The 25,471-nt window shown below is 68.4% G+C and carries 21 protein-coding genes and 1 pseudogene; 13 read left to right on the forward strand and 9 right to left on the reverse strand.

Features of this window, described 5'->3' with window-relative positions:
* Window positions 1-40: 40 nt before the first annotated feature.
* The 5 genes from ACFOSH_RS42925 to ACFOSH_RS42945 are packed head-to-tail and all read right to left on the reverse strand — an operon-like array spanning window position 41 to window position 6,811.
* On the reverse strand, window positions 41-1,324 hold the full coding sequence (locus ACFOSH_RS42925; RefSeq protein ID WP_378247373.1) for an extracellular solute-binding protein: 1,284 nt from the start codon (window positions 1,322-1,324) through the stop codon (window positions 41-43).
* Between the two features lie 12 nt (window positions 1,325-1,336).
* The gene (locus ACFOSH_RS42930; protein WP_378247375.1) at window positions 1,337-2,467 is read right to left on the reverse strand and encodes a lactonase family protein; all 1,131 of its coding nucleotides are present in this window, start codon (window positions 2,465-2,467) and stop codon (window positions 1,337-1,339) included.
* Between the two features lie 27 nt (window positions 2,468-2,494).
* Window positions 2,495-3,880 carry a GntP family permease gene (locus tag ACFOSH_RS42935; protein ID WP_378247377.1) on the reverse strand — a complete coding sequence of 462 codons (1,386 nt, stop codon included), beginning with the start codon at window positions 3,878-3,880 and terminating at the stop codon, window positions 2,495-2,497.
* Window positions 3,877-5,472: an N-acyl-D-amino-acid deacylase family protein gene (locus ACFOSH_RS42940; protein WP_378247379.1), complete on the reverse strand. Its 1,596-nt coding sequence runs from the start codon at window positions 5,470-5,472 to the stop codon at window positions 3,877-3,879. The genes ACFOSH_RS42935 and ACFOSH_RS42940 overlap by 4 nt, the downstream gene beginning before the upstream one ends.
* Before the next feature lie 34 nt (window positions 5,473-5,506).
* Window positions 5,507-6,811, reverse strand: coding sequence for an amino acid deaminase (locus ACFOSH_RS42945; RefSeq protein WP_378247381.1), 1,305 nt, complete (start codon window positions 6,809-6,811; stop codon window positions 5,507-5,509).
* Window positions 6,812-6,961: 150 nt separating this feature from the next.
* Between ACFOSH_RS42945 and ACFOSH_RS42950 the strand changes: the two genes are divergently transcribed.
* From ACFOSH_RS42950 to ACFOSH_RS42960, 3 genes are read left to right on the forward strand one after another with little or no spacing between them, the layout of a single operon-like run.
* Window positions 6,962-7,903, forward strand: a complete 942-nt coding sequence (locus tag ACFOSH_RS42950; protein ID WP_378247383.1) for a sugar kinase — start codon at window positions 6,962-6,964, stop codon at window positions 7,901-7,903.
* Window positions 7,904-7,937: 34 nt separating this feature from the next.
* On the forward strand, window positions 7,938-8,702 hold the full coding sequence (locus ACFOSH_RS42955) for an IclR family transcriptional regulator (protein ID WP_378247385.1): 765 nt from the start codon (window positions 7,938-7,940) through the stop codon (window positions 8,700-8,702).
* Entirely contained in the window at window positions 8,699-9,082 is a 384-nt protein-coding gene (locus ACFOSH_RS42960) for a RidA family protein (protein ID WP_378247387.1), read from the forward strand. Before ACFOSH_RS42955 ends, ACFOSH_RS42960 begins: the two co-directional genes overlap by 4 nt.
* Before the next feature lie 87 nt (window positions 9,083-9,169).
* On the opposite strand, the pseudogene ACFOSH_RS42965 reads toward ACFOSH_RS42960, so the two are convergent.
* The 3 genes and pseudogenes from ACFOSH_RS42965 to ACFOSH_RS42975 all read right to left on the reverse strand — a co-directional run bounded on the left by ACFOSH_RS42965 (window position 9,170) and on the right by ACFOSH_RS42975 (window position 11,289).
* A pseudogene (locus tag ACFOSH_RS42965) lies at window positions 9,170-10,164 on the reverse strand (1-aminocyclopropane-1-carboxylate deaminase).
* Entirely contained in the window at window positions 10,161-10,808 is a 648-nt protein-coding gene (locus ACFOSH_RS42970) for a GntR family transcriptional regulator (RefSeq protein WP_378247389.1), read from the reverse strand. Before ACFOSH_RS42970 ends, ACFOSH_RS42965 begins: the two are co-directional and overlap by 4 nt.
* A gap of 121 nt (window positions 10,809-10,929) precedes the next feature.
* Window positions 10,930-11,289 (reverse strand): DUF1844 domain-containing protein, encoded by a 360-nt coding sequence (locus ACFOSH_RS42975; protein WP_076157053.1) that lies wholly within the window; start codon window positions 11,287-11,289, stop codon window positions 10,930-10,932.
* A 269-nt stretch (window positions 11,290-11,558) separates the two neighbouring features.
* Here ACFOSH_RS42975 and infC point away from each other — a divergent pair, with 269 nt between their 5' ends.
* The 8 genes from infC (at window position 11,559) to ACFOSH_RS43015 (ending at window position 21,914) form a co-directional block, all read left to right on the forward strand.
* Complete coding sequence (infC, locus tag ACFOSH_RS42980; RefSeq protein WP_378247440.1) at window positions 11,559-12,134, forward strand: translation initiation factor IF-3; 576 nt, start codon at window positions 11,559-11,561, stop codon at window positions 12,132-12,134.
* Between the two features lie 70 nt (window positions 12,135-12,204).
* Window positions 12,205-12,399 (forward strand): 50S ribosomal protein L35, encoded by a 195-nt coding sequence (gene rpmI / locus ACFOSH_RS42985; RefSeq protein WP_005163285.1) that lies wholly within the window; start codon window positions 12,205-12,207, stop codon window positions 12,397-12,399.
* A gap of 62 nt (window positions 12,400-12,461) precedes the next feature.
* Window positions 12,462-12,839 carry a 50S ribosomal protein L20 gene (gene rplT, locus ACFOSH_RS42990; RefSeq protein WP_005163284.1) on the forward strand — a complete coding sequence of 126 codons (378 nt, stop codon included), beginning with the start codon at window positions 12,462-12,464 and terminating at the stop codon, window positions 12,837-12,839.
* Window positions 12,836-13,666 (forward strand): TrmH family RNA methyltransferase, encoded by an 831-nt coding sequence (locus tag ACFOSH_RS42995; protein WP_378247442.1) that lies wholly within the window; start codon window positions 12,836-12,838, stop codon window positions 13,664-13,666. The genes rplT and ACFOSH_RS42995 overlap by 4 nt, the downstream gene beginning before the upstream one ends.
* Before the next feature lie 40 nt (window positions 13,667-13,706).
* Window positions 13,707-14,537 (forward strand): DUF6159 family protein, encoded by an 831-nt coding sequence (locus ACFOSH_RS43000; protein WP_378247392.1) that lies wholly within the window; start codon window positions 13,707-13,709, stop codon window positions 14,535-14,537.
* A gap of 276 nt (window positions 14,538-14,813) precedes the next feature.
* A complete protein-coding gene (pheS, locus tag ACFOSH_RS43005) occupies window positions 14,814-15,878 on the forward strand; it encodes a phenylalanine--tRNA ligase subunit alpha (protein ID WP_378247394.1) in 1,065 nt (354 codons plus the stop codon).
* Complete coding sequence (gene pheT, locus ACFOSH_RS43010; protein WP_378247396.1) at window positions 15,879-18,446, forward strand: phenylalanine--tRNA ligase subunit beta; 2,568 nt, start codon at window positions 15,879-15,881, stop codon at window positions 18,444-18,446.
* A gap of 132 nt (window positions 18,447-18,578) precedes the next feature.
* Window positions 18,579-21,914 (forward strand): tetratricopeptide repeat protein, encoded by a 3,336-nt coding sequence (locus tag ACFOSH_RS43015; RefSeq protein ID WP_378247398.1) that lies wholly within the window; start codon window positions 18,579-18,581, stop codon window positions 21,912-21,914.
* Here ACFOSH_RS43015 and ACFOSH_RS43020 read toward each other — a convergent pair.
* A complete protein-coding gene (locus ACFOSH_RS43020; protein ID WP_378247400.1) occupies window positions 21,868-22,587 on the reverse strand; it encodes a DNA alkylation repair protein in 720 nt (239 codons plus the stop codon). The two genes, ACFOSH_RS43015 and ACFOSH_RS43020, sit on opposite strands and share 47 nt — an antisense overlap.
* Before the next feature lie 185 nt (window positions 22,588-22,772).
* Here ACFOSH_RS43020 and ACFOSH_RS43025 point away from each other — a divergent pair, with 185 nt between their 5' ends.
* A complete protein-coding gene (locus ACFOSH_RS43025) occupies window positions 22,773-24,359 on the forward strand; it encodes an alpha/beta hydrolase (RefSeq protein WP_378247402.1) in 1,587 nt (528 codons plus the stop codon).
* Window positions 24,360-24,935: 576 nt separating this feature from the next.
* Complete coding sequence (locus ACFOSH_RS43030) at window positions 24,936-25,430, forward strand: helix-turn-helix domain containing protein (RefSeq protein ID WP_378247404.1); 495 nt, start codon at window positions 24,936-24,938, stop codon at window positions 25,428-25,430.
* Window positions 25,431-25,471 lie beyond the last annotated feature (41 nt).

A 25,471-nucleotide genomic window follows, 5' to 3' on the forward strand; every position in this document is an offset into this window, starting at 1 on the left:
CAGTCTGTCCGTTGAGGGTGGCGGTGGGGCGGGGTCCGGGTTAGCCGAACGCCTTGTTCATCTCGGCCGCCGCGGTGGCCAGTGCGGCCGCCGGGTCCTTGCCGCCGGTCGCGATCTGCTGGATCGCGGTCGGCAGCACGTTCTGCGCGTCGATCTTCGACCACGCCGCGGTGGCGGGGACGAACTTCGTGCCGGCGGTGAGCGTGTCGACGAACGGTTTGACCGACGGGTCGCTCGCGGCGAGCTTCTGCTGGACGCTGCCGAGCGTGGGCAGGTTGCCCATGGCGACGTACATCTTCTCCTGGTACTTGGCGCCACCGAGCAGCTCGGTGAATTCGACAGCGAGGCTCTTGCGCTTGGTCGCGTTGAACACGCCGAGCAGGTTGCCGCCCGAGAACGCCGGGGCGATCTTGCCCGCCTCGGTACCCGGGATCGGGATGATCGCGTACTTGCCCTTCACCTGGCCCGCTTCGACGGCCTTGCGGTTGAAGTCACCGCCGATGGACATGCCTGCCTTGCCACCGGCGAACGCCGTGATGCTCTGCGTCCCGGTGAGGTTGGCGCACTGCTCGGGCGGGCAGATGTCCGCCTTCAGCAGGTTCGCGTACGCCGTCACGCCGGCCTTGGCCTGCTCGGAGTCCACAGTGGACTTCCACTTGTCGCCGTCCTGCTTGGCGATCTCGCCGCCGTGTGCCCACAGGAACGGCAGCATCGCGTAGGTGTACTTGCCACCGACGGAGATGCCGTACAGCTCCGTCTTCTTGGCGCGGATCGTCTTCGCGGTCTCGGTCAGTTCCGCCAGCGTCGTCGGCGGCTTGAGGCCGAGTTCGGCGAAGAGGTCCGTGCGGTAGTACAACGCGCGGATGCCGGTGAACCAGGGAAGCCCGTAGGTCTTGCCGCCGGACTTCGCGGTCTCCAGTACCGCCGGGAGGATGTCCGCCCCTTCCTTCCACGACGAGAGGTCGCCGGTCAGGTCGGCCAGCGCGCCGGTGGCGGCGTAGCTGGAGACGTCGGTGTTGCCGAACTCGGCGACGTCCGGCGCGCTCGCGGGGTCGTTGAAGGCGCCTGAAAACTTGTCGGCGCGGCCTTCGACCGGGATCCACTGGACGTCGACCTCGACGCCCGAGTGCGCCGTCTTGAACTCGGCGATCGCCTCCTTGACCGCGGCTTCCTTCGGTGCGCGGTTGGCTTCGTCGAACAGCCAGACCCGGACCGTGCCGGTCTTCTCGTCGCCGCCGCCCGCGGCGGGGGTGTTCTGGGCCGGCGCGCAGCCCGCGACGAGGCCGACCGCCGCGAGGCCCGCGATGAGGACGCGAGTTCTCATGGAATTTTCTCCTTATGCGAAAAGGACGGAATTGACCTGGGGGAGTGCCAGTTTTCCGGCGACTGCCCCCGGGAGACCGGTGGCGGGATCACGCGGCAGCCAGCTCAGCGTGCCGGACTTGTCGCTGGATACGTAGAACCAGCTTTCGGTCGGATCCAGGGTGAGGTGGCGCGGGTAGACGCCGCCGACGGGCGCGTTGTTCAGCAGCTTCAAGGACTTCCCGTCCTCGCCGACACCGAACGACGCGATCGTGTCCGAACCACGCACGGACGCGTAGACGAACCTGCCGTCCTTCGACGTGGTGATCTCGCCCGGGTACTGCTCGCCGGGCGTGCCGGCCGGAACGGCCTTGACGACCTGTCCGGCGGTGAGTTTCCCGGTGGCCGGGTCCCACGCCGCGATGGTCACCTCGGCCCGCAGCTCGCCGAGGATGTACGCGTACTTGCCGCCTCCGTGGAAGGCGAGGTGGCGCGGCCCTGCGCCCGACGGGAGCTTCAGCTGCTGGTTCAGCTTCAGTTTCCCGGTGGCGACGTCGAGTTTGTAGACGTAGACCGAATCCGCGCCGAGGTCGACCGAAAGCACCCACTTGCCGGTGGGGTCGTTGACCACCTGGTGCGCGTGTGCGTCCCGTTCGGCGCCCTTGTGCTGGGCCAGATCGACGACGTCGCCGAGTTTCCCGCCCGCGAGGATCGGGAGGACGACGACGCTGCCGCTGCTGTAGTTCGCGGCCAGCACGTACTTCTGGCTCGAGTGGACGCACAGGTGCGTCGGGTGCTTGCCCTTCGCCGACTTCTTGTTGAGCAGCTTGGGTTTCGCCGGATCAGTGAGGCTGAGCGCGGAGATCTGGCCGTTCTCGTCCTCGTTGGTCACGTAGAGTGTCTTGCGGTCGGCGCTGATGTCGAACCAGGAAGCGTTGCTGACTCCCGGAATCGTCCGGTCGACGGCGAGCGCGTTCGTGGCCGCGTCCCGGTGAGCGACATCGAGCCCGTGCCCGGAACTGGTGTAGCTGCTGACGTAGATGGCCCCGGTTCCCTTCGGTCCGCAGGTCTGTTCGGAGGCGTTCGCGAGGTGGGAACCGAGAACGGTGGTGAGTCCAGCCGCTCCGACGGCGCCGAGGAAGGTGCGTCGATCGAGTCCGGTCATCGTGATCTCTCCCAGCTTTCAGGTGGTTTAAACCACTGCCATGAGCAATGCTGCCACGCCGAAACCGGAAACGGAAAGGACGGTTTCCAAGACGGTCCAGGTTTTCAGGGTCTGCGGCACCGTCATGTTGAAGTACCGCGAGATGATCCAGAAACCGCCGTCGTTGACGTGGGAGGCGATGATCGACCCGGCCGAAATGGCGACGACCAGCAGCGCGAGCTGCATCTGCGAGTAACCCAGCGTCGCCACCGTCGGCGCGACGATGCCGCTCGTGGTGACGATCGCGACGGTTGCCGAACCCTGTGCGATCCGCATACCGCAACTGATCACGTAAGCCGCCAGGATGACCGGAAGACCGGCGTTGTCGAGAGAGCCCGCGACGGCCTTGCCGATACCGGTCGCGGCCAGCACAGCGCCGAAGAACGCGCCCGCGCCGACCACGAGCAGGATCATCGCGACGGGGCGCAGCGACTTCGCCGAAAGCTCACTCAAGTCCTTGCCCGTCAAGCCCCGGCGCAGGCCCAGCAGCCAGGAGGCGAGCAGCACCGAGATCGTCAGCGCGACCGCCGGGGTGCCGATGAACGCGGCGACACCGGCGAGCGCGGAGTTCTTGGGAAGCCAGATGCTGCCGAAGGTCCCGGCGAGGATCAGCACCAGCGGGACCGCGATGATCGCCGCCACCAGGCCGAGTGAAGGCGGGTTCTCTTCCTTGTCGCCTTCTTCCTCGACCACGAATTCCTCGGGGACCGGGATGTCGATGCGCTTGCCGATCCACGTCGAGTACGCGACACCGCCGATGAGGAACGCCGGGATACCGCAGACCAGGCCCATCAGGATGATCCAGCCGAGTTCCACGTGCAGCAGGCCCGCCGCGGCCACCGGGCCGGGGTGCGGCGGGAGGAACGCGTGCGTGATCGAAAGACCGGCGAGCAGCGGCAGCGCGTACAGCACCAGCGAACGGCCGCCCTGTTTGGCGGCGACGTAGACCAGCGGAGCCAGTACGAAGATGCCGATGTCGAAGAACACCGGGATCCCGAAGACGAAACCCGCGAGACCCATCGCCAACGGGGCCCGCTTCTCACCGATGGCCCGCAGCAACGCGGTGGTGAGCACCTTCGCCCCGCCGGAACGCTCCAAAATAGACCCGAGGATGGTGCCGAGCCCGATGATCGCGGCGATATGCCCGAGGATCCCGCCGAAACCCTTTTCCAGCAGGGAATCCGACGCCTTTTGCGCGGAGCCGACGATCTGCCCGACCGGCAGGCCCGCGGCCAGCGCGGTCAGCAGGCCGACCACGATCAAGGCGATGAAGGGCTCGAGTTTGACCTTGATGATGAGCAGCAGCAAGACCGCGATCGAGACGGCGGCGAGGGTCAGGAGACCTCCCGTCGTGTGTTGGAGCCAGTCGATCATCGGGCACTCCCGGGGTTCCGCAGTGAATGGCCGGCGAGGGCGCCGGTCGGTTGACCATCGTCGATGGCGGCGACACCGTTGACGAAGACATAGGGGATACCGGCGGCCTGCTGCCGCGGCTCGTCGAACGTGGCGGTGTCGGCGACGGTTTCCGGGTCGAACAGCACGAGGTCGGCCGCGTATCCGGCGCGGACGAGACCCCGGTCGGTCAGCCGCAGGCGTTCCGCCGCGCGGCCGGTGAGGTGGGCGACGCATTCGGCGAGGTCGAGGACGCCGAGTTCGCGGACGTAGCGCGCGAGGTAGCGCGGGAACGTACCCCAGGCGCGGGGATGCGGCCGGGCGCCGACGAGGAGCCCGTCACTGCCACCGGTGTGCGTGCGGTGGCGCATGATCGCCTGGACGTTCTCCTCGTGCCCGACGTGCATCAGGCAGGACGTGCCGAGCTTTTCCGAGAGCAGCACGTCGAAGTACAGCTCCGCGGCCGGTTTCCCGGCGCGCTGCGCGGAAGCGGCGACGGAATGCCCGACGAGGTGGGAATTCTCGTCCCGGCGGACGCCGTTGATCTCGATGGCCTCCCAGTCGATCGGCACGCCGTGCGCGCCGTCGGAGCCGGTCTCCTCGATCTCGGCCCGGATCCGCTCGCGGGTGTCCACATCGGACAGCCGCGCCAGCGTGGCGTCGAGACCGCCTTCGGTGGACCAGCTCGGCAGCAGCGCGGAAAGATACGTGGCGCCGGGGAGGTAGGGGTAGGTGTCCAGGGTGATGTCGCAGCCGTCTTCCAGGGCCTGGTCGAGCAGCTCCAGCAGGTTCGACGCCTTGCCCTTGTTCACCGAGAAGTTCATCGTGGCGTGCGCGAGGTGCAGCGGGCAGCCGGAGCGGCGGGAGACGTCGACCATCTCGCCGAACGCTTCGAGCGCGCCCTTGCCGTAGCTGCGGTGGTGCGGGCTGTAGAAGCCGCCGTTCTCGCCGACCACCCGGCACAGCTCGACGAGTTCTTCGGTGGTCGCGTACATGCCCGGCGTGTAGGTGAGCCCGGACGACATGCCCATCGCGCCCTCGGCGAGACCGGTCGCGACGAGTTCCTTCATCGCGTTCATCTCGGCTTCGGTCGCGGGCCGGTCTTCCCAGCCGACGGTGAGCATGCGGACGGTGCCCTGCGGCACCAGGTAGGCCGCGTTGACCGCGACCCCGGCGTCGAGCCGGTCGAGGTATTCGCCGACCGAGCGCCAGTTCCAGTCGAAGCCCGCCGGATCGTCGTTCCACCCGGCGAGCTGCTGACGCAGCGACGCGAGGACGTCGTCGTTCACGGGAGCGTAGGAGAGCCCGTCCTGCCCGAGCACCTCGGTCGTGACGCCCTGGGAGAGCTTCGCGAGGTGATCCGGATTGGCGAGCAGCTGAAGGTCGGAATGCGAGTGCATGTCGATGAACCCGGGCGCGAGCACGAGTCCTTCGGCGTCGATGGTGCGGCGGCCCGCGAGCGAGCCGGGTTCGGCGACACTGGCGATCCGGCCACCCGAGATGCCCACGTCGTGCCTGGTGAGCGGATCCCCGGTGCCGTCGGCGACCAGTGCGGAGCGGACAACGATGTCCATGATGATTCTTCCTCTGCGGGGAGTGGAGGACGGATCAGAAATGCGTGCGGACGAAATCGAGCACGGTCTCGCCGTCGGGGCCGACGACCGGGATGAGGGGCCACTTGTCGAACACGGTGCACGGATGCGACAGACCGAGGGCGATCCAGTCGCCGACCTCGACCGGGGACGACGCGGGCAGGGTGAGGAAGGCGTGCTGGTCGTTCATCTTCTGGATGGAATGGCCTTCGAGCGCGGAGGGTGCTCCGTCGCCCTTGCGGATCAGGCGCGGCTCGGGCATGCCTTCGTCGAAGGAGGCGTCCCGTTTGCCGATGGTGAGCAGCGCGAGTTCGTCCGTCGGCTTCGACGTGACCTGCGCCCAGGCGCGCAGCGCGGGACGGAACGACGCGACGCCGCCGATGCGCGGGTGCTCGCCCAGCGGCGAGATCACGCGGTAGAAGCCGTCGTCGTGGGTCACGTAGGCGCCGCTGCGCAGGATCGGCAGGACGGCCAGGCCGCCCCAGTCCTTGGTGAGCTCGTCGGCGACGCGGTCGAAGTACGCGCTGCCGCCGCCGGTGACGATGATCTGACCGGCGTCGTCGAGCAGGCCCTTTTCGTGGAAGGCGAAGACGAGTTCCCGCAGACCGTCCACATAGGAGCTGATCAGCTGGAGCGACTTCTCGTCGGTGTGGTGGGAGAGCGCGCCCTCGTAGCCGCCGGATCCGCGCAGCCGCAGGGCCGGGCTCGCGTGCGCGGCTTCGGCGACGGCGAGCGCGGTGCCGGTGTCGCGGACACCGGTGCGGCCGCCCTCGGCGCCGAGTTCGACGAGCACGTCCACCTTCCGGCGGGCGCCGCGCAGGGCTTCGGTCATCAGCTCGACGCCGCGGACCGAGTCGACCCAGCAGACGAACTCGAAGTCGTCGTCGGCGTCCAGCTCCGCGGCCAGCCACCGCAGGCCCGACGGGTCGAGCAGCTGGTTCGCCAGCAGGATCCGGGAGACCCCGAACGCCCGGTAGATCCGCAGGTGACCGGCGTTCGCGCAGGTGATGCCCCACGAGCCGTGGTCGAGCTGCCGCTCGAACAGCTGCGGCGCCATCGTCGTCTTGCCGTGCGGGGCCAGCGCGACACCACGCGTGGCGCACCAGTCCGCCATCGTGCGCAGGTTGTGTTCGACGGCCTCTTCGTCGAGCACGACGAACGGGCCGAGGAAGCCGTCCTCGAACAGCTTCGCGCCGCGAGCGGCGGCTTCGCCGATCGTCAGACCGGACAGCGAAGGCGCGACCGAGCGGAAGCGCCAGTCGACGCGCTCTTCCCGGACGGCCGCGACCGCGGCGGAATCGATGGTGCCGGCTTCGAACATGAGGTTCACCTCGGTTGCGTATGTTGCAACGGACGTTGCGCATATTGCGTGGGATAGGTGTAGCATCCGGTCCGCTAGAGGTCAACGGCGTGACGACTAGGAGACGCGAAGGTGACAAGCGCGCCCGACGTTATTTGCATCGGGGAGTCGATGGCCTTGTTCGTACCGGCCGAATCCGGGCCGCCCGACGAGGTACGGAAGTGGGTGCGGACCATCGGCGGAGCCGAGTCGAACGTCGCCTGCCATCTCCCGGCGCTGGGTTTCGCCAGCGCCTGGGTGAGTGCCGTCGGCGACGATCCGTTCGGCCGGGCGCTGGTGCGCGAGATCGCGGCGGCGGGGGTGGACGTCAGCGCGGTCATGGTCGACCCGACGCGGCCGACCGGGCTTTACATCAAGGAAAGCGGCGCTCAGGGCAGCCCGGTGCGGTACTACCGCAAGGGTTCGGCCGCGTCCGGAATGGACGCCGGGCTACTGGGGAAACTCGATCTGGACGGGGTGCGCGTCATCCACCTGTCCGGGATCACGCCCGCGCTGTCGGACGGCTGTCTCGACCTGGTGCGGGCCCTGCTGGAACGGCCGCGCGGCGAGACGCTGGTGTCGTTCGACGTGAACTTCCGGCCCGCGCTGTGGACCGGGCGCGATCCTTCGGTGCTGGCCGAACTGGCCGCTCGTGCCGACATCGTGCTCGCCGGGGAAGACGAGGCCGAGCGGGTGTGGGGGACCGGTGACCCGGAGCGGCTGCGCGCCGCGCTGCCCGGGCCGAAGACACTGGTCGTCAAGCACGGGGAACGCGGTGTGACGCTGATCGACGGTGACACGGCGCCCCTGTTCGCGCCCGCGCTCCAGGTCGACGTCGTGGAGCCGGTCGGCGCCGGTGACGCGTTCGCGGCGGGCTTCCTGGCCGCCACCCTGCGCGGCGACGCCCCCGCGACCCGGCTGCGGCGCGGCCACCTGCAGGCCGCCGCGACCCTGCTGACCCACGACGATGTGGGGACGCCGTTGCCCGAATCCGTGGTCGAAACGCTCCTCGGGGCGGATGAGGCAGCATGGGCGGCAGCGAAGCTGACGGACAAGGGATTGGTGAGCGGATGAGCCCCGCCGACGTACTTCTTCCCGCGGAGGCGGCATGAGTCAAAGCCTGGACAGGGCGCTCACACTGCTGAGCGGGCTCGCCCGTGAGCCGAAGACCCTCGATCAGCTCGCCGAGGAGATCGGCGTGCACAAGTCGACCGTGCTGCGCCTGCTCCGGACCCTGGAGTCGCATCACTTCGTGCGCCGGGAAGGGCAGCGGTACTACCGGCTGGGCAGCGCGCTTTTCGACCTCGCACAGCAGGCGCTCGAAGACCGCGACGTCCGGCGCACCGCGCAGTCGGCGCTCGCCGGGCTCAACTCGCGCACCGGGCACACCATCCACCTGGCGTCCTATGAGGACGGCGAGGTCGTCTACATCGACAAGTTCGAGGGCAGGCATTCGGTGCGGATGTACTCGCGCATCGGGAAACGCGCGCCGCTGCACTGCACCGCCGTCGGCAAGGTGCTTGTCGCGGCGATGACGCCGGAAAAGCAGGCGGACGTGGTGTCGAGGATCGACTTCTTCGTCCGCACCCCGAACACGATCACCACGCCCGAGGCGTACGGGAAGGAGCTCGGGCTCGTCGCCGACCGTGGCTACGCGGTGGACAACGCCGAGCACGAGGACTTCATCCACTGCATCGCGGCGCCCGTCCGCGGCCCGGGTGGCGTCGTACTGGCGGCCGCGTCGATATCGGTGCCGAAGGTGCTGCTGGACTACGACGGCCTGATGGGGCTCGTACCCGAACTCGTCGCCGCCGCCGAAGAAGCTTCCGTCCACAGTGGATGGACGGGGAACCGAAAGGGGAAGTTGGAATGAGCAAGACCGCGATCAGCACGGAGAACGCGCCGAAGCCGGTGGCCGCGTTCTCGCAGGCGGTCCGCAAGGGCAACATCCTGCAGGTGGCCGGCCAGGTCGCCTTCGACGCGGCCACCGGCGCCATCGTCGGCGAGACCGTCGGCGAGCAGACCGAGCAGACCTTCAAGAACATCGAAGCGGTGCTCGAGGCCGCCGGTTCGAGCCTGGCCGACGCGCTGATGGTGCGGGTGTACCTGACCGACGTCGACCACTTCGGTGTGTTCAACGAGGCCTACAACAAGCTGATCGGCGAGGCCCCGCACCCGGCCCGCACCACCGTGTACGTCGGCCTGCCCGCCGGACTGCTGGTGGAGATCGACGTCCTGGCCGTGGTGGCCTGACTTGGCTGAAGGACGCTTTCCCCGCATCTCGTGTGGGGAAAGCGCCCTTCACCGCGTCGGATGCGGGTATGGCGTCCTTCAGCTCCGCTAGAGCACGCTCGTGTACCCGTTCAGCGCGGGCTGCCCGCCCAGGTGCGCGAAGAGCACATTCGAGTCCCGTGAGATCTCACCGCGGCCGACGAGGTCGATCAGCCCCGCCATGGACTTGCCTTCGTACACCGGATCGGTGAGGACACCCTCCAGCCGCGCCAGCGTCCGGATCGCGTCCAAAGTGGACTCGTCCGGGACGCCGTAGATCCCCGCGTGGTACCGCTCGTCCAGCTCGACTTCGCCGATCTCGCCCGCGCCGATCAGCTCCGCGGTCGCCCTGGCGATGCGCGTGACCTGGTCGCGGGTCTCGGCCGGTTTCGCCGAACCGTCGATGCCGAGGATCCGCCGCGGCTTGCCCGACAGCGCGGCCCCGGCGACCATCCCGGCCTGCGTGCTGCCGGTGACCGAGCACACGACCACCGTGTCGAAGAAGACGCCGAGCTCGGCCTCCTGCGCTTCGAGTTCCACGATCCAGTTCGCGAAACCGAGCCCGCCGAGGCGATGGTCCGACCCGCCCGCCGGGATCGCGTACGGCTTCCCGCCGCCCGCCTCGATCTCCTTGACCGCGTTCTCCCAGCTCTCCTTGAAGCCGACGCCGAACCCGGCCTCGACCATTCGGATGTCCGCGCCGAGGATGCGCGAGAGCTGGATGTTGCCGACCTTGTCGTACAGCGGGTCGTTCCAGTCGACCCAGCTCTCCTGGACCAGCACGGCCTTGAGCCCGGCCCGTGCGGCGGCCGCGGCGACCTGGCGGGTGTGGTTCGACTGCACGCCGCCGATCGAGATCAGCGTGTCCGCGCCCTCGGCGAGCGCGTCGGCGACCAGGTACTCGAGCTTCCGGGTCTTGTTGCCGCCGAACGCGATACCGGAATTGACGTCCTCGCGTTTCGCCCAGACCTTCGCGCCGCCGAGATGGGCGGTGAGCCGCTCGAGCGGATGGACGGGGGGGGGCCGAACAGCAGCGGGTAGCGCGGGAAGTCGGCGAGGGTCATGGCGCCTCCAAGAGGGCTTCGAGTTCGGTCCAGATCGTGGCGGTGATCGCGCAGGCCGCGTCGACGTCGCCCGCCTCGATCGCGTCGGCCAGCTCCGCGTGACGCTGGACGGACCGGTGCGCGGGCAGGGAGCCGAAGCGGGCGTATTCGAGACGCCGGAGCAGCGGCGTGTAGCGGGCCAGCGTCGCGGCGATCGCCCGGTTGCGCGCGGCGGCCACCGGGACGTCGTGCAGCTCGTCGTCGGCGGCGATCGCGGTCGCGATGTCCCCGGCGGCGATCGCGTCGGCGAACCGGGCGTTGGCCGCGCGCATCGCCGCGACCTCGGCGGGCCCCATCCGCGGCGCGCCCGCGCGGACGGCGGACTCGTGCAGCGTGCGCACGAGCTGGAGCGCGTCGCGGACGTCGTCGGGAACGAAGCCGGCCACGCGTGTGTAGCTCTGCGGCTTCGACTCGACGAGTCCGTCCTCGATGAGCCTCAGCAGCGCCTGGCGCACTGGAGCCCGGGAGAGACCCAGCTGATCGGCGAGGTCGCCGTCGCGCAGGTTCGTCCCCGGCGGCAGTGTCCCGTCGATGATCGCCCGGCGGATGTTCTCGTAAGCCTCGTCCCTGAGGAGGGACCTCGGCACCTTCGCTAACCCACTCACATCTGAAATGTTAGCTTCCAATCGCGCCGACGCCTAGTGCGCGTGCGATGAAGGGGCCTTTCATGGCAAAATTTGCCATGAAAGGCCCCTTCATCGCACTTGAAGGCAGGCGGGACGACGCCTAGTAGACCGGCCCCGTGTACTTCTCGCCCGGCCCCTGCCCCGGCGCGTCCGGAACGGCCGAAGCTTCGCGGAACGCCTTCTGCAGTGACTGCAAGCCGTCACGCAACGGGCCCGCGTGCAGGCCGAGGTACTCTGCCGAAGCGGTCACCAGCCCGGCGAGGGCGGTGATCAGACGGCGAGCCTCGTCGAGGTCGCGGTGCGGTGAAGCGGCCGGATCCTCGTCGGCGAGGCCGAGTCGCTCGGCGCCGGCGGAGAGCAGCATGACGGCCGCCCTGCTGATCACCTCGACGCTCGGGATGTCCTCCAGGTCGCGGACGTCAGGGGAATACGGGGGTTGCTGAACGGGTTCATCTGACACGTCTGGTACCCTTCCACGAGCGACCAGCCTCCGAGCGATCGGGGGCGCAAGTGGAGCCCCGCTCCCACCCGCGTCACTGCCGTAACATCAGGTGTCCGGGTCCGGTTTTGCCAAAGACGATTTCGGGCGTCCGCGGCGGTGTGTTCGGTTCTGGAGACTGAACGCGATCGGAATGAGTGGGCCTCGCGTACCTCACGGTACCGGGGCCTTCGGCATGTGGGCACCAGGTCGAAACGGTAGAAGAATTTACCTCGAACCAGGGAGGCCCCATCAGCTCCGAGACACGCATCAACGACCGAATCCGGGTACCGGAAGTCCGACTCGTCGGACCAGCCGGTGAACAGGTCGGCATCGTCCGGATCGAAGATGCGCTGCGGCTGGCACAGGAGAACGATCTCGATCTCGTCGAGGTCGCTCCTCAGGCACGCCCGCCCGTATGCAAGCTCATGGACTTCGGCAAGTTCAAGTACGAGAGCGCGCAGAAGGCCCGCGAGTCCCGCCGCAACCAGCAGCTCACCGTCATCAAAGAGCAGAAGCTGCGGCCGAAGATCGATCAGCACGACTACGAGACCAAAAAGGGTCACGTGTCGCGCTTCCTCGCGGCAGGCAACAAGGTCAAGGTCACGATCATGTTCCGCGGTCGCGAGCAGTCCCGGCCGGAACTCGGTTTCCGTCTGCTGCAGAAGCTCGCCGACGAGGTGACCGAACTCGGTTTCGTCGAGTCGTCGCCGAAGCAGGACGGTCGCAACATGATCATGGTGTTGGCCCCGCACAAGAACGTGAAGCCGCAGAAGGCCGCGAAGGCCGGCAAGGACGATCCGTCCGAGTCGCCCGCCGACGCGTAGCGCCGACCAGCACATGTCAGCGGCACACCGGAGCACCCCGGTGTGCCGCCGCACGAAAGAGGACTACGTAATGCCGAAGATGAAGACGCACAGCGGGACGTCCAAGCGTGTCCGCGTCACGGGTACCGGCAAGCTGCGCCGCCAGAAGGCCGGCCGTCGCCACCTGATGGAGAAGAAGTCCAACAGGCTCACCCGTCGCCTCGAAGGCACGACCGAGATCGCCAAGAACGACGTCGGCCGCGTCAAGCGCCTTCTCGGCCGCTGACACCCCCGCACTTGTAAACCCCGGGCGCGCTCGCCGCGCCCCCAGATCGACAGGATGGACCAGTGGCACGCGTCAAGAGGGCTGTCAACGCCCAGAAGAAGCGTCGCGCGACTCTCGAGCTCGCCAGCGGCTACCGCGGCCAGCGTTCGAGGCTGTACCGCAAGGCGAAGGAGCAGACGCTTCACTCGCTGAACTACGCCTACCGGGACCGTCGTGCCCGCAAGGGTGACTTCCGCCAGCTGTGGATCACCCGTATCAACGCGGCGGCTCGCGCCAACGGCGTGACCTACAACCGGTTCATCCAGGGCCTCAAGGCCGCGGGTGTCGAGGTCGACCGCAAGATCCTCGCGGACCTCGCCGTCAACGACGCCGCCGCCTTCACCGCGCTGGCCGAGCTGGCCAAGGCGAACGTGAACACCGAAGAGAAGAAGTCGGCCTGACCGGCTACAGCGCTCTTCCGCAACCCGGGGCGGCTCCGTTCACCGAACGGACGCCCCGGGTTGTTGCTGCGCGCAAGCTGACCCGCCGCGCCGAACGCGAGAAGGCGGGACGGTTCCTCGCCGAGGGCGCGAACGCGGTCGAAGCCGCCCTCGAAGACGGCGGCAAGGTGTACGAGCTGTTCGTGACCGAACGCGCCGCCGCACAGCACGAGCGTCTGCTCTTCGCCGCGCGTGAGGCGGGAGTCCCCGTCTCGCCGATCACCGACCGCGCCGCCGACGGCCTGTCCGAGACCGTGACGCCGCAAGGCATCGTCGCGGTCTGCGCGCTTGTCGACCGTCCACAAGAGACCGTCCTCAAGCCGGGCGCCAAGCTCGTCGTCGTCCTCGTCGACGTCGCGGACCCCGGCAACGCGGGCACTGTGATCCGCGTCGCGGACGCCGCCGGCGCCGACGCGGTCGTCCTCGCGGGGGACAGCGTCGACCCGCACAACGGCAAATGCGTCCGCGCGGCCGCGGGCAGCCTGTTCCACCCCGCCATCACCCGGATCCGGGACGTCGACGCGGCCTTGAAGGCCTGCTCCGCGGCCGGTCTCCGCACTTTCGGCGCGCACGGCTACGCCGACAACGAACTCGATCAGGTGTCCTTCGACGAGCCCACCGCCTGGGTTTTCGGCAACGAGGCGCACGGTTTGCCGCAGAGCGTCCTGGAGACGGTCGACCTCGCGGTCAAGATCCCCATGTACGGCCGGGCGGAGAGCCTGAACCTCGCGACGGCCGCGGCGATCTGCGTCTATACCAACGCGATGGCGTCGCGCGCGGCTCGCTAAGCTGCCGCTTCACCATTTCCGTTGATTCACTGGGGGAATCATGGGGCGTATCGCCCGTTCTTTCGCCTTGTTCGGTGCTTCTTGGCGAGTTTTGCGGTCCCGCAAGGAACTCGCGATCTTCCCGGTGCTCGCCGCCGTCGCCGGTCTGCTGGTCGCCGCGGTGTTCCTCGGCTCGGGTTACTGGATCTCCCACACCGAGATCGCCGACCACTCCCGGCTGACACCCGGTTCGTACGTGATGATCGGGCTGTTCTATCTCGCCGCCGCGTTCGTCACGGTGTTCTTCAACGCCGCCCTCATCTCGCAGGCCGACGTCGCGCTGCGCGGCGACGACCCTCGCGTGGCGGCCGGGCTGGCCGAAGCGGGACGCCGATGGCTGCCGCTGCTGGGCTGGTCGGTGGTGACCGCGACGGTTTCCCTGATCCTCCGGGAGATCGAGCAGCGGTTCGGGTTCATCGGCTTCTTCGTCGGCCGGTTGGTCGGCGCCGCCTGGAACCTCGTCACCTACCTCGTCCTGCCGGTGATGATGATCGAGGACGCCGGTGTCCGGCACGGTGCCAAGCGGTCGGCGGAGCTGCTCAAGCGGACCTGGGGCGAGCAGGCCGCCGGAAGGTTCGGCATCGGGCTGGTCGGCTTCCTGCTGACGCTGGCCGGGTTCGTGGTCTTCATGGGTGCCGGTTTCCTGCTCGGCGGAACCATCACGATCTTCGTCGCCCTCGGGATTTCACTCGTGTGGGGGTTCTTGGTCGCCATCCTCTGCACGACGCTCTCCGGGATCTACCAGACCGCGCTGTACCGCTACGCCGCCGACGGCATCGTCCCGGAGGAGTTCGGCAAGGTGGACTTCGAGGGCGCGTTCGCCGGGCGCTGAGCCGGGAATCCGATGGCTTCGTCGCCCGCGGCCACGTAGAGTCGCGGGCACGACGCCGTCCGCACCACGACACCAAGGGAGCTCTCATGGAACGCAGTGTTCGTTCCGGCACCTTGTTTACGGCGTAGAGCGCGTTTTTCGTCTTCCTGAGTGACGGTGTGCCCAGCCCGAGGGTGATCGGGGGCCGCCGTTCGCTGTCCCATAGAATTCAGCAGCTGCTAAACCCATGCGTGCGCTCGCGTGCACCGGACCAGTCCCAGCGGACGCCGAGGAGTTATGTCCGAAGCCAACGACAAGCAGGACCCCCAGGTGGGAGCCCTCGCGCCGGAAACGTTGACGGCCGCCGTCAAGCAGGCCGAGGCGGAGTTCGCGGCCGCGGCGGATCTCGACGCGCTGGCCGCGGTCAAACCCGCCCACCTCGGGGACCAGTCTCCGCTACTGCTCGCCCGCCGCGAGATCGGCGCCCTGCCGAAGCAGGAGAAGGCCGAGGCAGGCAAGCGGGTCAACGAAGCGCGTCAAGGTATCCAAGCCGCGTTCGACGACCGCCGTGCCGTACTCCAGGTCGAGCGTGACGAAAAGGTGCTCCGTGAGGAGACCGTCGACGTCACGCTTCCCTGGGACCGGGTGCCCCGCGGTGCCCGGCATCCGATCGCGACCCTGTCGGAGCGGATCGCCGACGCGTTCGTCGCGATGGGTTACGAGGTCGCCGACGGCCCGGAACTCGAGGCCGAGTGGTTCAACTTCGACGCGCTGAACTTCGGCAAGGACCACCCCGCGCGCCAGCTGCAGGACACGTTCTACCTCGGTGAGGAGGACTCCGGACTGGTGCTGCGGACGCACACCTCGCCGGTGCAGGCCCGCACGCTGCTGCACCGCGACCTGCCCGTGTACATCGTCTGCCCCGGCCGCACCTACCGGACCGACGAGCTCGACGCCACGCACACCCCGGTGTTCTCGCAGGTCGAAGGGCTCGCGGTGGACAAGGGCCTGACGATGGCACATCTCAAGGGCACCCTCGACGCCTTCGCCCGCAGGATGTTCGGCGAAAACTCGAAGACCCGCCTGCGCCCGCACTTCTTCCCGTTCACCGAGCCGTCGGCCGAGGTCGACGTCTGGTTCGAGGAGAAGAAGGGCGGCCCGGGCTGGGTCGAATGGGGCGGTTGCGGCATGGTCAACCCCAACGTCCTGCGTGCCTGCGGCGTCGACCCCGAGGTCTACTCGGGCTTCGCCTTCGGCATGGGTATCGAGCGCACCCTGCAGTTCCGCAACGGAATCCCGGACATGCGCGACATGGTGGAGGGCGACATCAGGTTCACCCTGCCCTTCGGAACGGAGGCCTGAGTGAAGGTCCCAGCCAGCTGGCTGACCGAGCACCTCGACGTCGACGAGGAGGTCACGGCCCAGGATCTGGCCGACGCCTTCGTGCGTATCGGCATCGAGGTCGACGACGTCCGGAAGCTCGAACCGGTCACCGGCCCGCTCGTGGTCGGCCGTGTCGCCGAGATCGAGGAGCTCACCGAGTTCAAGAAGCCGGTCCGCTTCTGCCGGGTCGACGTCGGTGAGTCCGATGACCACACCGCCGACAAGCCGGACGAGAACCTCGACGACGAGGACGACGACGAAGGCCCGTTCGAAGACGACGGCCCCGCCGGGATCAGGACCCGCGGGATCATCTGCGGTGCCACGAACTTCGCCGAGGGCGACCTGGTCGTCGTCGCGCTGCCCGGCACGGTGCTGCCCGGCGGTTTCGAGATCGGTTCGCGCAAGACCTACGGCCGGCTCAGCGACGGCATGATCTGTTCCGCGCGCGAACTCGGCATCGGCGACGACCATTCCGGCATCCTGGTGCTGCCGCCGAGCACGGCCAGCCCGGGCGAGGACGCGAACAAGCTGCTCAACCTCGACGACACCGTCCTCGAGGTGACGCCGACCCCGGACCGCGGGTACACCCTGTCGGTCCGCGGCCTTGCCCGCGAGCTGTCCAACGCGCTCGACGTCCCGTTCGGCGACCCGGCGTCCATCGAGGTCCCCGAGGCCGAGAGCGACGCCTGGCCGGTGCGGATCGAAGACACCGAAGGCTGCAAGCGGTTCGTCCTGCGCCGGGTGAAGAACCTCGACGCGACGGCGCCGACGCCGTGGTGGATGCGCCGCCGCCTGATGCTGGCGGGGATCCGTTCGATCTCGCTCGCGGTCGACGTGACCAACTACGTCATGCTCGAGCTCGGGCATCCGCTGCACGCGTTCGCGACTGGTTCGGTCAAGGGCGATCTGGTGGTGCGCAAGGCGAAGCCGGGTGAGAAACTGACCACTTTGGACGATGTCGAGCGCACGCTCGACATCGACGACGTGATCATCGCCGACGACAGCGGGGTCATCTCGCTGGCGGGCACGATGGGCGGCGCGTCGACCGAGATCACGCCGGAGAGCACCGACGTGCTGCTCGAAGCGGCGCACTGGGATCCGTCGTCGATCAGCCGGACGGCCCGCCGTCACAAGCTGTTCTCCGAGGCGGCCAAGCGGTTCGAGCGCTACACCGACCCGAAGCTGTGCGCGGCGGCCGTCGAACTCGCCGCGCGCCTGCTGCGCCAGTACGGCGAAGGCTCGATCCTGCCCGGCCGCACCGACGAGGGCGGCGTCGAGCCGAACAAGCCGGTGACCATGCCGATCAGCCTGCCCGACCAGGTGGCCGGGGTGCGCTACGAACGCGGGGTCACGGTCAAGCGGCTCTCGCAGATCGGCTGCAAGGTCAACGTGGGCACGTCCGAGGACGGCACCGCGCTGGTGACCGCGGTCCCGCCGAGCTGGCGCGGCGACCTGGTGCAGCCCGCGGACCTGGTCGAGGAGGTGCTCCGGCTGGAGGGCTACGACAGCATCCCGTCGGTGCTGCCCGAAGCCCCGGCCGGCCGGGGCCTCACCGACACGCAGCGTCGCCGTCGTTCGGTCGCGCGTGCGCTGGCGGAGAACGGCTACGTCGAGGTGCTGCCCTTCCCGTTCATCTCGGACTCGGTCTGGGATTCGTTCGGGCTGCCCGAGGACGACGTCCGCCGCAGCACCGTCGGAATCCGCAACCCGCTGGAGGCGGACAAGGACCGGATGGCGAGCAGCCTGCTGCCGGGGCTGCTGGAGATCCTGCAGCGCAACATTTCCCGTGGCTTCAAGGATGTTTCGCTGTTCCACCTCGGACAGGTCGTGCTGCCCGGGCCGAACCCGGTACCGATGCCTTCGCTCGGGGTGGACCGGCGGCCGACCGATGAGGAACTCGCGGTCCTGGAAGCGGCCGTCCCGCCGCAGCCGCTGCACGTCGCCGTCGTGCTCGCGGGCCGTCGTGGCCGCGCGGGATGGTGGGGCGAGGGCGAGCAGGCGAACTGGGCCGACGCGGTGCAGGCCGCGCGGCTGGTGGCGCAGGCCGCCGGTGTCGAGCTGACCACCGCCGCGGCGGACCAGCCGCCGTGGCACCCCGGCCGCTGCGCGCAGCTGCGGGTGGGGCAGTGGCCCGTCGGTTACGCCGGTGAGCTGCACCCGAAGGTCGTCGAGGCGCTCGGGCTGCCGCCGCGCACCGTCGCGATGGAGCTCGACCTGGACGCGATCCCGATCCCGGACAGCCGTCCGGCGCCGCGGATCTCGGCGTATCCGCCGGTGCTGCTCGACGTCGCTCTCGTCGTCGAGACCGGCGTGCCGTCGGCCGACCTGGCCGAGGCGTTGCGCGAGGGCGCGGGCGAGCTGCTCGAAGACATCACGCTGTTCGACTCCTACCAGGGTGAGCAGCTGGGCGAGGGAAAGCGTTCGGTGGCGTACAAGCTGCGGTTCCGTGCCTCGGACCGCACGCTGACCGTCGACGAGGCCACCAAGGCCCGCGACGCCGCCGTCGCGATCGCCGGTGAACGCTTCGGTGCGAGCCTGCGGGCCTGACCTGTGGTCTCGTGAAGGCCCCTTTCCTCAGTCGAGGAAAGGGGCCTTCACTCGTCGTGGGATGTGGCAAAGTGAGGACTTGTGTCACGTCCAGACGGTCGGTCCAGCATCCAAGACGTCGCCCGTGCCTGGTTGAGCGACGGTTTCGTCGGCAGAGTCGGGGAACGCGAGGACTTCCGGGTCAATCTGGGGTTGCCCGGGAGCGATCGGCGCCGCCGGTACCTGTTCTCGGTGCACGGTCTCGCCGGGGTCGGCAAGTCCTTCCTCCTCGACCAGCTTCGCGGTATCGCCGAGGAGACCCGCGCCGCCGTCGGGTTCGTGGACGACAGACAGCAGGATCTGCCCGCGACACTGGTCAAACTCGCGAAGGATCTCGCTCGCGGCGGGCACGAGATGCGGCGATTCGAGAAGCGCTACGAGTCCTATCTCAAGGCGAGGGAACGGCTCCACAGCGATCCGCAGGCCCCGGCCGCCGGCCGTGCGCTCGTGACGAAGACCGTGGTCAAGGCCAGTCTCGGCGTGGCGAAGACCCTCCCCGGCGGAAGCATCGCCGCCGACGCGATCGACGCGGACGCGACCGCGAAGCAACTGGAGCAGCTGCAGGTCTACCTCGCGGCGAAGTTCAAGCGAAAGGCCGACGTCCAGCTTCTCCTGGAACCGGCGGAGGAGCTGACCAAGCCGTTCGTGGAGGATCTCTGGCGCCTTCCGGAAAGCCGGCAGATCGCGCTGTTCTTCGACACCTTCGAACGTACCTCGCCGGTGCTGGAGACCTGGCTGCTCGACCTGCTCGGCGGGCTGTACGGCGACCTGCCGCAGAACCTGGTGCTCACCGTGGCAGGCCAGTTCCCGCTGGACGAAGGGAATTGGAACCGGTACGCGCCGCTTGTGCGTGAGATCGAACTCAGGCCGTTCACCGAGCCGGAGGCGCGCCACCTGCTCGCCGAGCACGGGGTCACCGGCGAAGACGTGATCGAGAGCGTGCTGCGGCTGAGCGGCGGTCTGCCCGTCCTGGTCGCCATGCTGGCACGGGGGAATCCCACCGAAGCGGACGCGGTCGGTGATCCCACCGATGACGCGGTCAAACGGTTCCTGCACTGGGTTCCCGAAAAGGCCAGGCAGGAGATCGCCGCCACGGCGTCGCTGCCCCGCGTCCTGGACGAGGACGTCATCGGTGTGCTGACCGGGAAGGAAACGGCGGGGGAGACCTTCCGCTGGTTGCGGGAACTGCCGTTCGTCGGGCGCCGTGAGCTTCCGGTGCGCTACCACCCGGTGGTCCGCGGCCCGATGGTGCGGCTGGAACGCGGCCTTTCACTCGACAAGTTCGCCGAACGCCACCGCAAGCTCAGCGAGTACTACCAAGGCCGGTGCGACGAACTCGGCCTCAGCCGTCACCGCGACGCCTGGAACGACGAACGCTGGCAGCTGAGGAAACTCGAGCAGGCTTACCACCGGTTGTGCGGTGATCCGGCCGACGCGCTGCCGGACGCGCTGCTCGGAGCCGCGGAGATGGTCACGACGGACACGGCTTCCGCCCGTGCCTGGGCGCGCATGATGGAGCAGGCCGGCGTCGACGCGGACGCGCCCGCGGTCCTGGACTGGGCGCGGCGGCTGGCCGCCGCGGTCGGCGACGGCGACGGTCCCCGGGAGATCCAGGTCCTGGACCTGCTCTCCGGTGCGAAGGAACTCGACGCGGCCCGGCTTTCGACGGTGCTCCGGCGGCGCGCGTGGGCTTACGAGGGCCAGGACGACACTGAGGCGGCGAAACGGGACTACGACAGGGCTCTCGATCTGAGCCCAGCGGACCCTTACGTCTGGAGCGACCGCGGCAATCTGTTCCGTGACGAGGGCGACTGGGAACGGGCACTGGCGGATCTGGACCGGGCTGTCGAACTCGATCCCACTTACGCCTACTCGTGGCGCGGGCGCGGTTCCGCTCGCGCCGAACTCGGCGATCTCGACGGCGCGATGGCCGACCTCGACGAGGCCGTCCGTCTCCAGCCCGACCACAGATGGGCCTACTCCATCCGGAGTGAGGTGTACTTCAAGCGCGGCGATGTCCGGAAGGCGATCGACGAGATCGACATCGCGATCCGGCTCGACCCCGACTACGCCTGGGCCGTTTACTACCGGGCCACGCTGTTCGCCGAACTGGGGGACAAGGACAAGGCGCTCGCCGGTCACCGGGCGGCCGTCGCGCTCCGCCCCAAGGACGTGTTCTACCTGACCGAGCTCGCGTCGTTCTACGACCAGAACGGGGACGAGGACGCGGCGTCGGCGACCTTCGACGCGATCGTCGTGATGGACACCGGAAGCGCCAGGGCCCACGCGATCCGGGCGGCGTTCCACCGTCGCGGCGAGCGGAACAGGCTCGCGATCGACGGTTTCACCACCGCGCTCCGGCTCGACCCGGACTACGAGTGGGCGTACTACATGCGTGGCCGGGCGCACAATGACCTGGATGAGCACGCGACGGCGCTCGCCGACTTCGACCGGGCCATCGAGCTGGCTCCGGAGGACGCCGAGAACCACCTTCAACGAGGGATCGCCCTCAGCTGGCTGGAGAAGTACGAAGACGCGGTGAAGCCCTTGAGCCGCGCGATCGAACTCGACCCCGGCAACGAGTGGGCGCACACCTGGCGCGCGATGGCCTACCAGCGGACCGGCGACTATCCGGCCGCCCTCGCCGACATCGACATCGCTGTCGCGGCGAACCCGGGGATGGCCTTCTTCCACAGCACCCGAGGCGACATCCTCAGGGCCCTCGATCGTCACGAGGAAGCCCGGGCCGCGCTGGACGAGGGAGTCCGCGTGGAGGAGAGCGGGGGATACGCCTGCTATCGACGCGCTCGTCATCGCCTCCTCTTCGATGACCCGGCCGGTGCCGTGTCCGATATGGACAGCGTTCTGGCGGCAGGGCAGGAGGAGAACGGCCGCGTCCTGAGCGCGGAGATCCACCGCCGGGCGGGTGAGTACCGGGAAGCCGTCCAGGACCTGCGCGCCTTGATCGTCCTGGACCCCGATGACACCGACTACCGCGAGAACCTCGGAGAGGCCTTGCTGTTCGCGGGGGAGCTGGACGAGGCGATGGAGATCCTGCGTCCGCTCGCGCCGGAATCCCGGTGGGCCCGCGGCCTCCTCGCGCTGGCCTGGCTGAAGACCGGAAGAACCGAAGAAGCCCACCGGTCCCTCATCGCGGGTCTCGACGAATCCGCCGCCCGGGCCGCGGCCGACTCCGCGGACTGGGACGACCGGGTCCAGCCGCTCTTCTATCTCCTCGCTCTCGGCCGTGACACCGAAGCGAGACGCGATCTCACCGCCCTGCTGGAGAAAGGGCCGCCGCGGGAGACACGGTTGGAACTGCTTCGCGACCTGAAGGAGCTGCGAGTGCTGCTGCCTGACCTCGGCGGGCTGATCGAGGAGCTCAGCACGCTCGTCCCGAGGCCGGTACTCGACCTCCCAGGTGCTTGAGCGCCTCCTTCCTGGACAGATGGGACAGTGCCGGGTGCGCGGCCACGAACGCGCGCACCCAGTCCGGCTCGGTCTTCGCGTACTCGCGCAGCGCCCAGCCGATCCCCTTGCGCAGGAAGAAGTCCCTGTCGTCGATGTTCGCCTCGACGGCACGGGTGAGCAGGTCGGTGTCGGTGCTGCCCTTGGCGCCGACCTGGCAGATGACCGACGTGCGGCGACGCCACTTGTCCTCGTCGTAGGCCCAGGTCAGCATGAGCGGGGTCATCGTCTCCGGTTCCGCCCGCTGGATCGGCCCGACCCGGCGGATGGCGACTTCGTCCACATAGTCCCACCACGCGCCCGTCACGATCATTTCCTCGTACAGGCCGAGCAGCTCGCTGTCCTGCCAGCGGGCGTAGGCGCGGTATCCGGAAAGGGCGATCGCCGCGTAGCGCTCCTCACGGAAGCTCGCTTCACGCCACAAGGTGAGGACGGCGGTCGAGAAACTCACTCGATCGGGTAGCGAATGCTCGGCGTAGACGTGTTTCAGCAGGGCCGCCCGAGGCGGTGACGTCACACCGAGGAACGGCATCTCCGACTTCATGTACGCCCGCATCGACGGCGCCTTCGCCGGATCGGCCAGCGCGGCCAAACCGTTGCGAACCGCCGAAACCAGGCCTTTCACCTCGTTCACGCGTTCTCCCTTCCCCAGTGGACGCCGCGAGCGTACGACAGGGGACCGACAAGACTGATATGCCCGGATCGGGGGCGGGATACCGACTAAAGAGGGATGGCGGTCAACGTGTCGGTCAGCGAGATTGAAGCCGGTTCTCGGTAGCTTCGGCCCGACCGGGTCGAACGCGGACGAAAAGGAACACAGTGAAGAAATTCGTTGCCGCCCTGGCGGTCGCGGGGATCGGCGTCGGCACCATGGCGCTCGCTCCCTCCGCCACGGCCGCCTCGGCGTCGGACTTCGATCCGAAGCCCATCTCCTGGGGAGCCTGCACGCGCCCGAGCCTGGTCAAGGCCGGCGCGGAATGCGGCTTCCTCGAAGTCCCGTTGGACTACGCGAAGCCCGGCGGGGAGAAGATCTCGATCGCCGTCTCGCGGGTCAAGCACAAGTCCGCCCAGTCACAGGGCGTCATGATCGTCAACCCGGGTGGTCCCGGTGGTTCCGGTCTCGGTCTCTCGACCCTCGGCCGGGCCGTTCCCAAGAAGGCGGGTGAGGAGTACGACTGGATCGGCTTCGACCCGCGTGGAGTGGGCGAGAGCAAGCCGTCGGTGACCTGCGACGGGAACTACGCCTCCTACAACCGCCCGCAGTACGTGCCGACCACGCGCGCCATCGAGACGGCGTGGCGTGACAAGGCGAAGGGCTACGCGAAGGCGTGCGCCAAGAACGGCGCGATCCTCGACCACATCAAGACCATCGACGTGGCGAAGGACGTCGACAGCCTGCGCAAGGCGCTGAACGAGAAGCAGATCAACTACTACGGCTTCTCCTACGGCACCTACCTCGGCCAGGTCTACAGCTCGCTGTTCCCGCAGAACGTGCGGCGGATGGTGTTCGACGGCACGGTCGACCCCCGCGACGTCTGGTACAAGGCGAACCTGAACCAGGACATCGCCTTTGACAAGAACATCAAGACCTACTTCGGCTGGCTCGCGAAGTACGACGACGTCTACCACCTCGGCAAGACCGCGTCCGCGGTCGAGAAGCTGTGGTACGGCGAGCAGAAGAAGCTGTACGACAAGCCCGCGGGCGGCGTCATCGGCGGTTCCGAGTGGACGGACATCTTCCTGCAGGCCGGCTACTACGTGTTCGGCTGGGAAGACATGGCCAACGCGTTCTCGGGCTGGGTGCACAAGGGTGACTGGCAGACCCTGAAGGGCCTGTACGACGACTCCAACCCGCCGGGTCAGGACAACGGGTACGCGGTGTACGCGGCCGTGCAGTGCACTGACGTGGCGTGGCCGCAGAGCTGGAACCGCTGGAAGTTCGACAACTGGGTCACCCACTTCCGGGCGCCGTTCGAAACCTGGGGCAACGCCTGGTTCAACGCGCCGTGCATCGACTGGCCCGCGAAGCCGGGCAAGCCGGTGGAGATCGACGGGCGCAAGGTTCCGGGCATCCTGCTGGTCAACGAGGAGAACGACGCCGCGACGCCGTACCCCGGCAGCCTCGAGGTCCGCAAGCGCTACCCGAACTCCAGCCTGATCAGCGCTCCCGGCGGCACGACGCACTCGGGTTCGCTGTCCGGTGTGTCCTGTGTGGACGACAAGATCGCGGACTACCTGCTGACCGGGAAGCTGCCCGTGCGCAAGCCGGGCAACGGTTCGGACGTGCAGTGCACGCCGGTCCCGCAGCCGGTTCCGGCCGGTGCTTCCGCGGCTCCCAAGTCCGAGGTGCCGTCCTCTGTTGCTGAAGTGAAGAAGGAGGCGCTGGCTCAGGCGTTGCCTTTCTGAGCCTGTCGCTTACGGGACGCTTCTGTGCCCCGGTCCGGTTTCCCGGGCCGGGGCATTTTCTTTGGGGCAACCGCTTTTGGTCCTCTGAATGCGGTCGCTAGTGGCTACCCGGCATCCGCGGCTCCCGCTGACTTGAGACCTCTGCTTTTCTGTCCACAAGAGACAGTCTCTCCGGCAGTAGTGGCCTGATTTGGGTGCTTTGCGCGTGAGTCGTGAGCGGTAAAGAGCGTTCTAACGCTACTTGCCACTCACGACCCACGCGGAACCGTGCATACAGGCATCAATCGTCGCGCAATGTCCCCCTGTGGACACTCGGGCGAGGCCGACCCCCTCGGTCAGGAAGCCCCTTCAATCCGCCCGACATGACGCCCTTTTCTTACCCTTCACGACCACCCCGGCCGACACCTCTCCTCCGCCACGCACCGCGTTTAGTCCTCTGAATGCGGAGGCCGACCGGCCATGACCGGCACCCTCTCGTCCCGAAAAGCGATGAAAGTACCGGTCATCCACCGTCCCGGACCGCGTTCCCATCGCCGGGCCACGGAATTGTCGGGGCCGCCCGTTAGCGTCCCCGGCATGACCATCGTCGAAGAGCACCGGACCGAGATCCGCGTGCAGGACACCGTTTATCGCATCGAGGTCGCCGCCCGTGAGGGTGGCGGCGCGGCCGGGGAAGACCGCTGGGTGACCGTCATGGTCGGCGGAGCCGGACCGCAGGAGGAGCCTGTCGCCGAAGGCAGGCTCGATATCGACGCCGAGGCCATCCCGGCCTTGGCGACCGTCCTATCCGACACGCTGCTGGCGTTCGCCGGACGGGGATCAGGCCGGAACGGCCGCCGAAGATCGGCGGACCGCCCCGCTCATCAGGGCCTGCCGTGGTCCGAAGAGCTCGACGCGGAACTGGAAAGCCGTTGGCTGACCGGGGAAAGCGTCGAGGAGATCGCGCGGCGGTTCGAACGGACGCCGGGCGGGATCCGGGCCCGGCTGCCCAGGGTCGGCTGCGACCCGGAGCGCCGGGGCGCGTATCTCCCGATACCGCCGAGTCAGCGAGAGGTGGGTGAAACGGGCTGAACCCAGGCGGCCGCGAGGGTCGTCCGGCCCTCGCGGCCGCC

The sequence above is a fragment of the Amycolatopsis speibonae genome, from assembly GCF_042647925.1.
Lineage (GTDB): Bacteria > Actinomycetota > Actinomycetes > Mycobacteriales > Pseudonocardiaceae > Amycolatopsis > Amycolatopsis speibonae.

Bases quoted from the DNA above. Each gene is read 5' to 3' on its own strand.
- ACFOSH_RS42925 (WP_378247373.1), bottom strand. From the start codon at position 1,324: ATGAGAACTCGCGTCCTCATCGCGGGCCTCGCGGCGGTCGGCCTCGTC.
- ACFOSH_RS42930 (WP_378247375.1), bottom strand. From the start codon at position 2,467: ATGACCGGACTCGATCGACGCACCTTCCTCGGCGCCGTCGGAGCGGCT.
- ACFOSH_RS42935 (WP_378247377.1), bottom strand. From the start codon at position 3,880: ATGATCGACTGGCTCCAACACACGACGGGAGGTCTCCTGACCCTCGCC.
- ACFOSH_RS42940 (WP_378247379.1), bottom strand. From the start codon at position 5,472: ATGGACATCGTTGTCCGCTCCGCACTGGTCGCCGACGGCACCGGGGAT.
- ACFOSH_RS42945 (WP_378247381.1), bottom strand. From the start codon at position 6,811: ATGTTCGAAGCCGGCACCATCGATTCCGCCGCGGTCGCGGCCGTCCGG.
- ACFOSH_RS42950 (WP_378247383.1), top strand. From the start codon at position 6,962: ATGGCCTTGTTCGTACCGGCCGAATCCGGGCCGCCCGACGAGGTACGG.
- ACFOSH_RS42955 (WP_378247385.1), top strand. From the start codon at position 7,938: ATGAGTCAAAGCCTGGACAGGGCGCTCACACTGCTGAGCGGGCTCGCC.
- ACFOSH_RS42960 (WP_378247387.1), top strand. From the start codon at position 8,699: ATGAGCAAGACCGCGATCAGCACGGAGAACGCGCCGAAGCCGGTGGCC.
- rpmI (WP_005163285.1), top strand. From the start codon at position 12,205: ATGCCGAAGATGAAGACGCACAGCGGGACGTCCAAGCGTGTCCGCGTC.
- ACFOSH_RS43000 (WP_378247392.1), top strand. From the start codon at position 13,707: ATGGGGCGTATCGCCCGTTCTTTCGCCTTGTTCGGTGCTTCTTGGCGA.
- pheS (WP_378247394.1), top strand. From the start codon at position 14,814: ATGTCCGAAGCCAACGACAAGCAGGACCCCCAGGTGGGAGCCCTCGCG.
- ACFOSH_RS43030 (WP_378247404.1), top strand. From the start codon at position 24,936: ATGACCATCGTCGAAGAGCACCGGACCGAGATCCGCGTGCAGGACACC.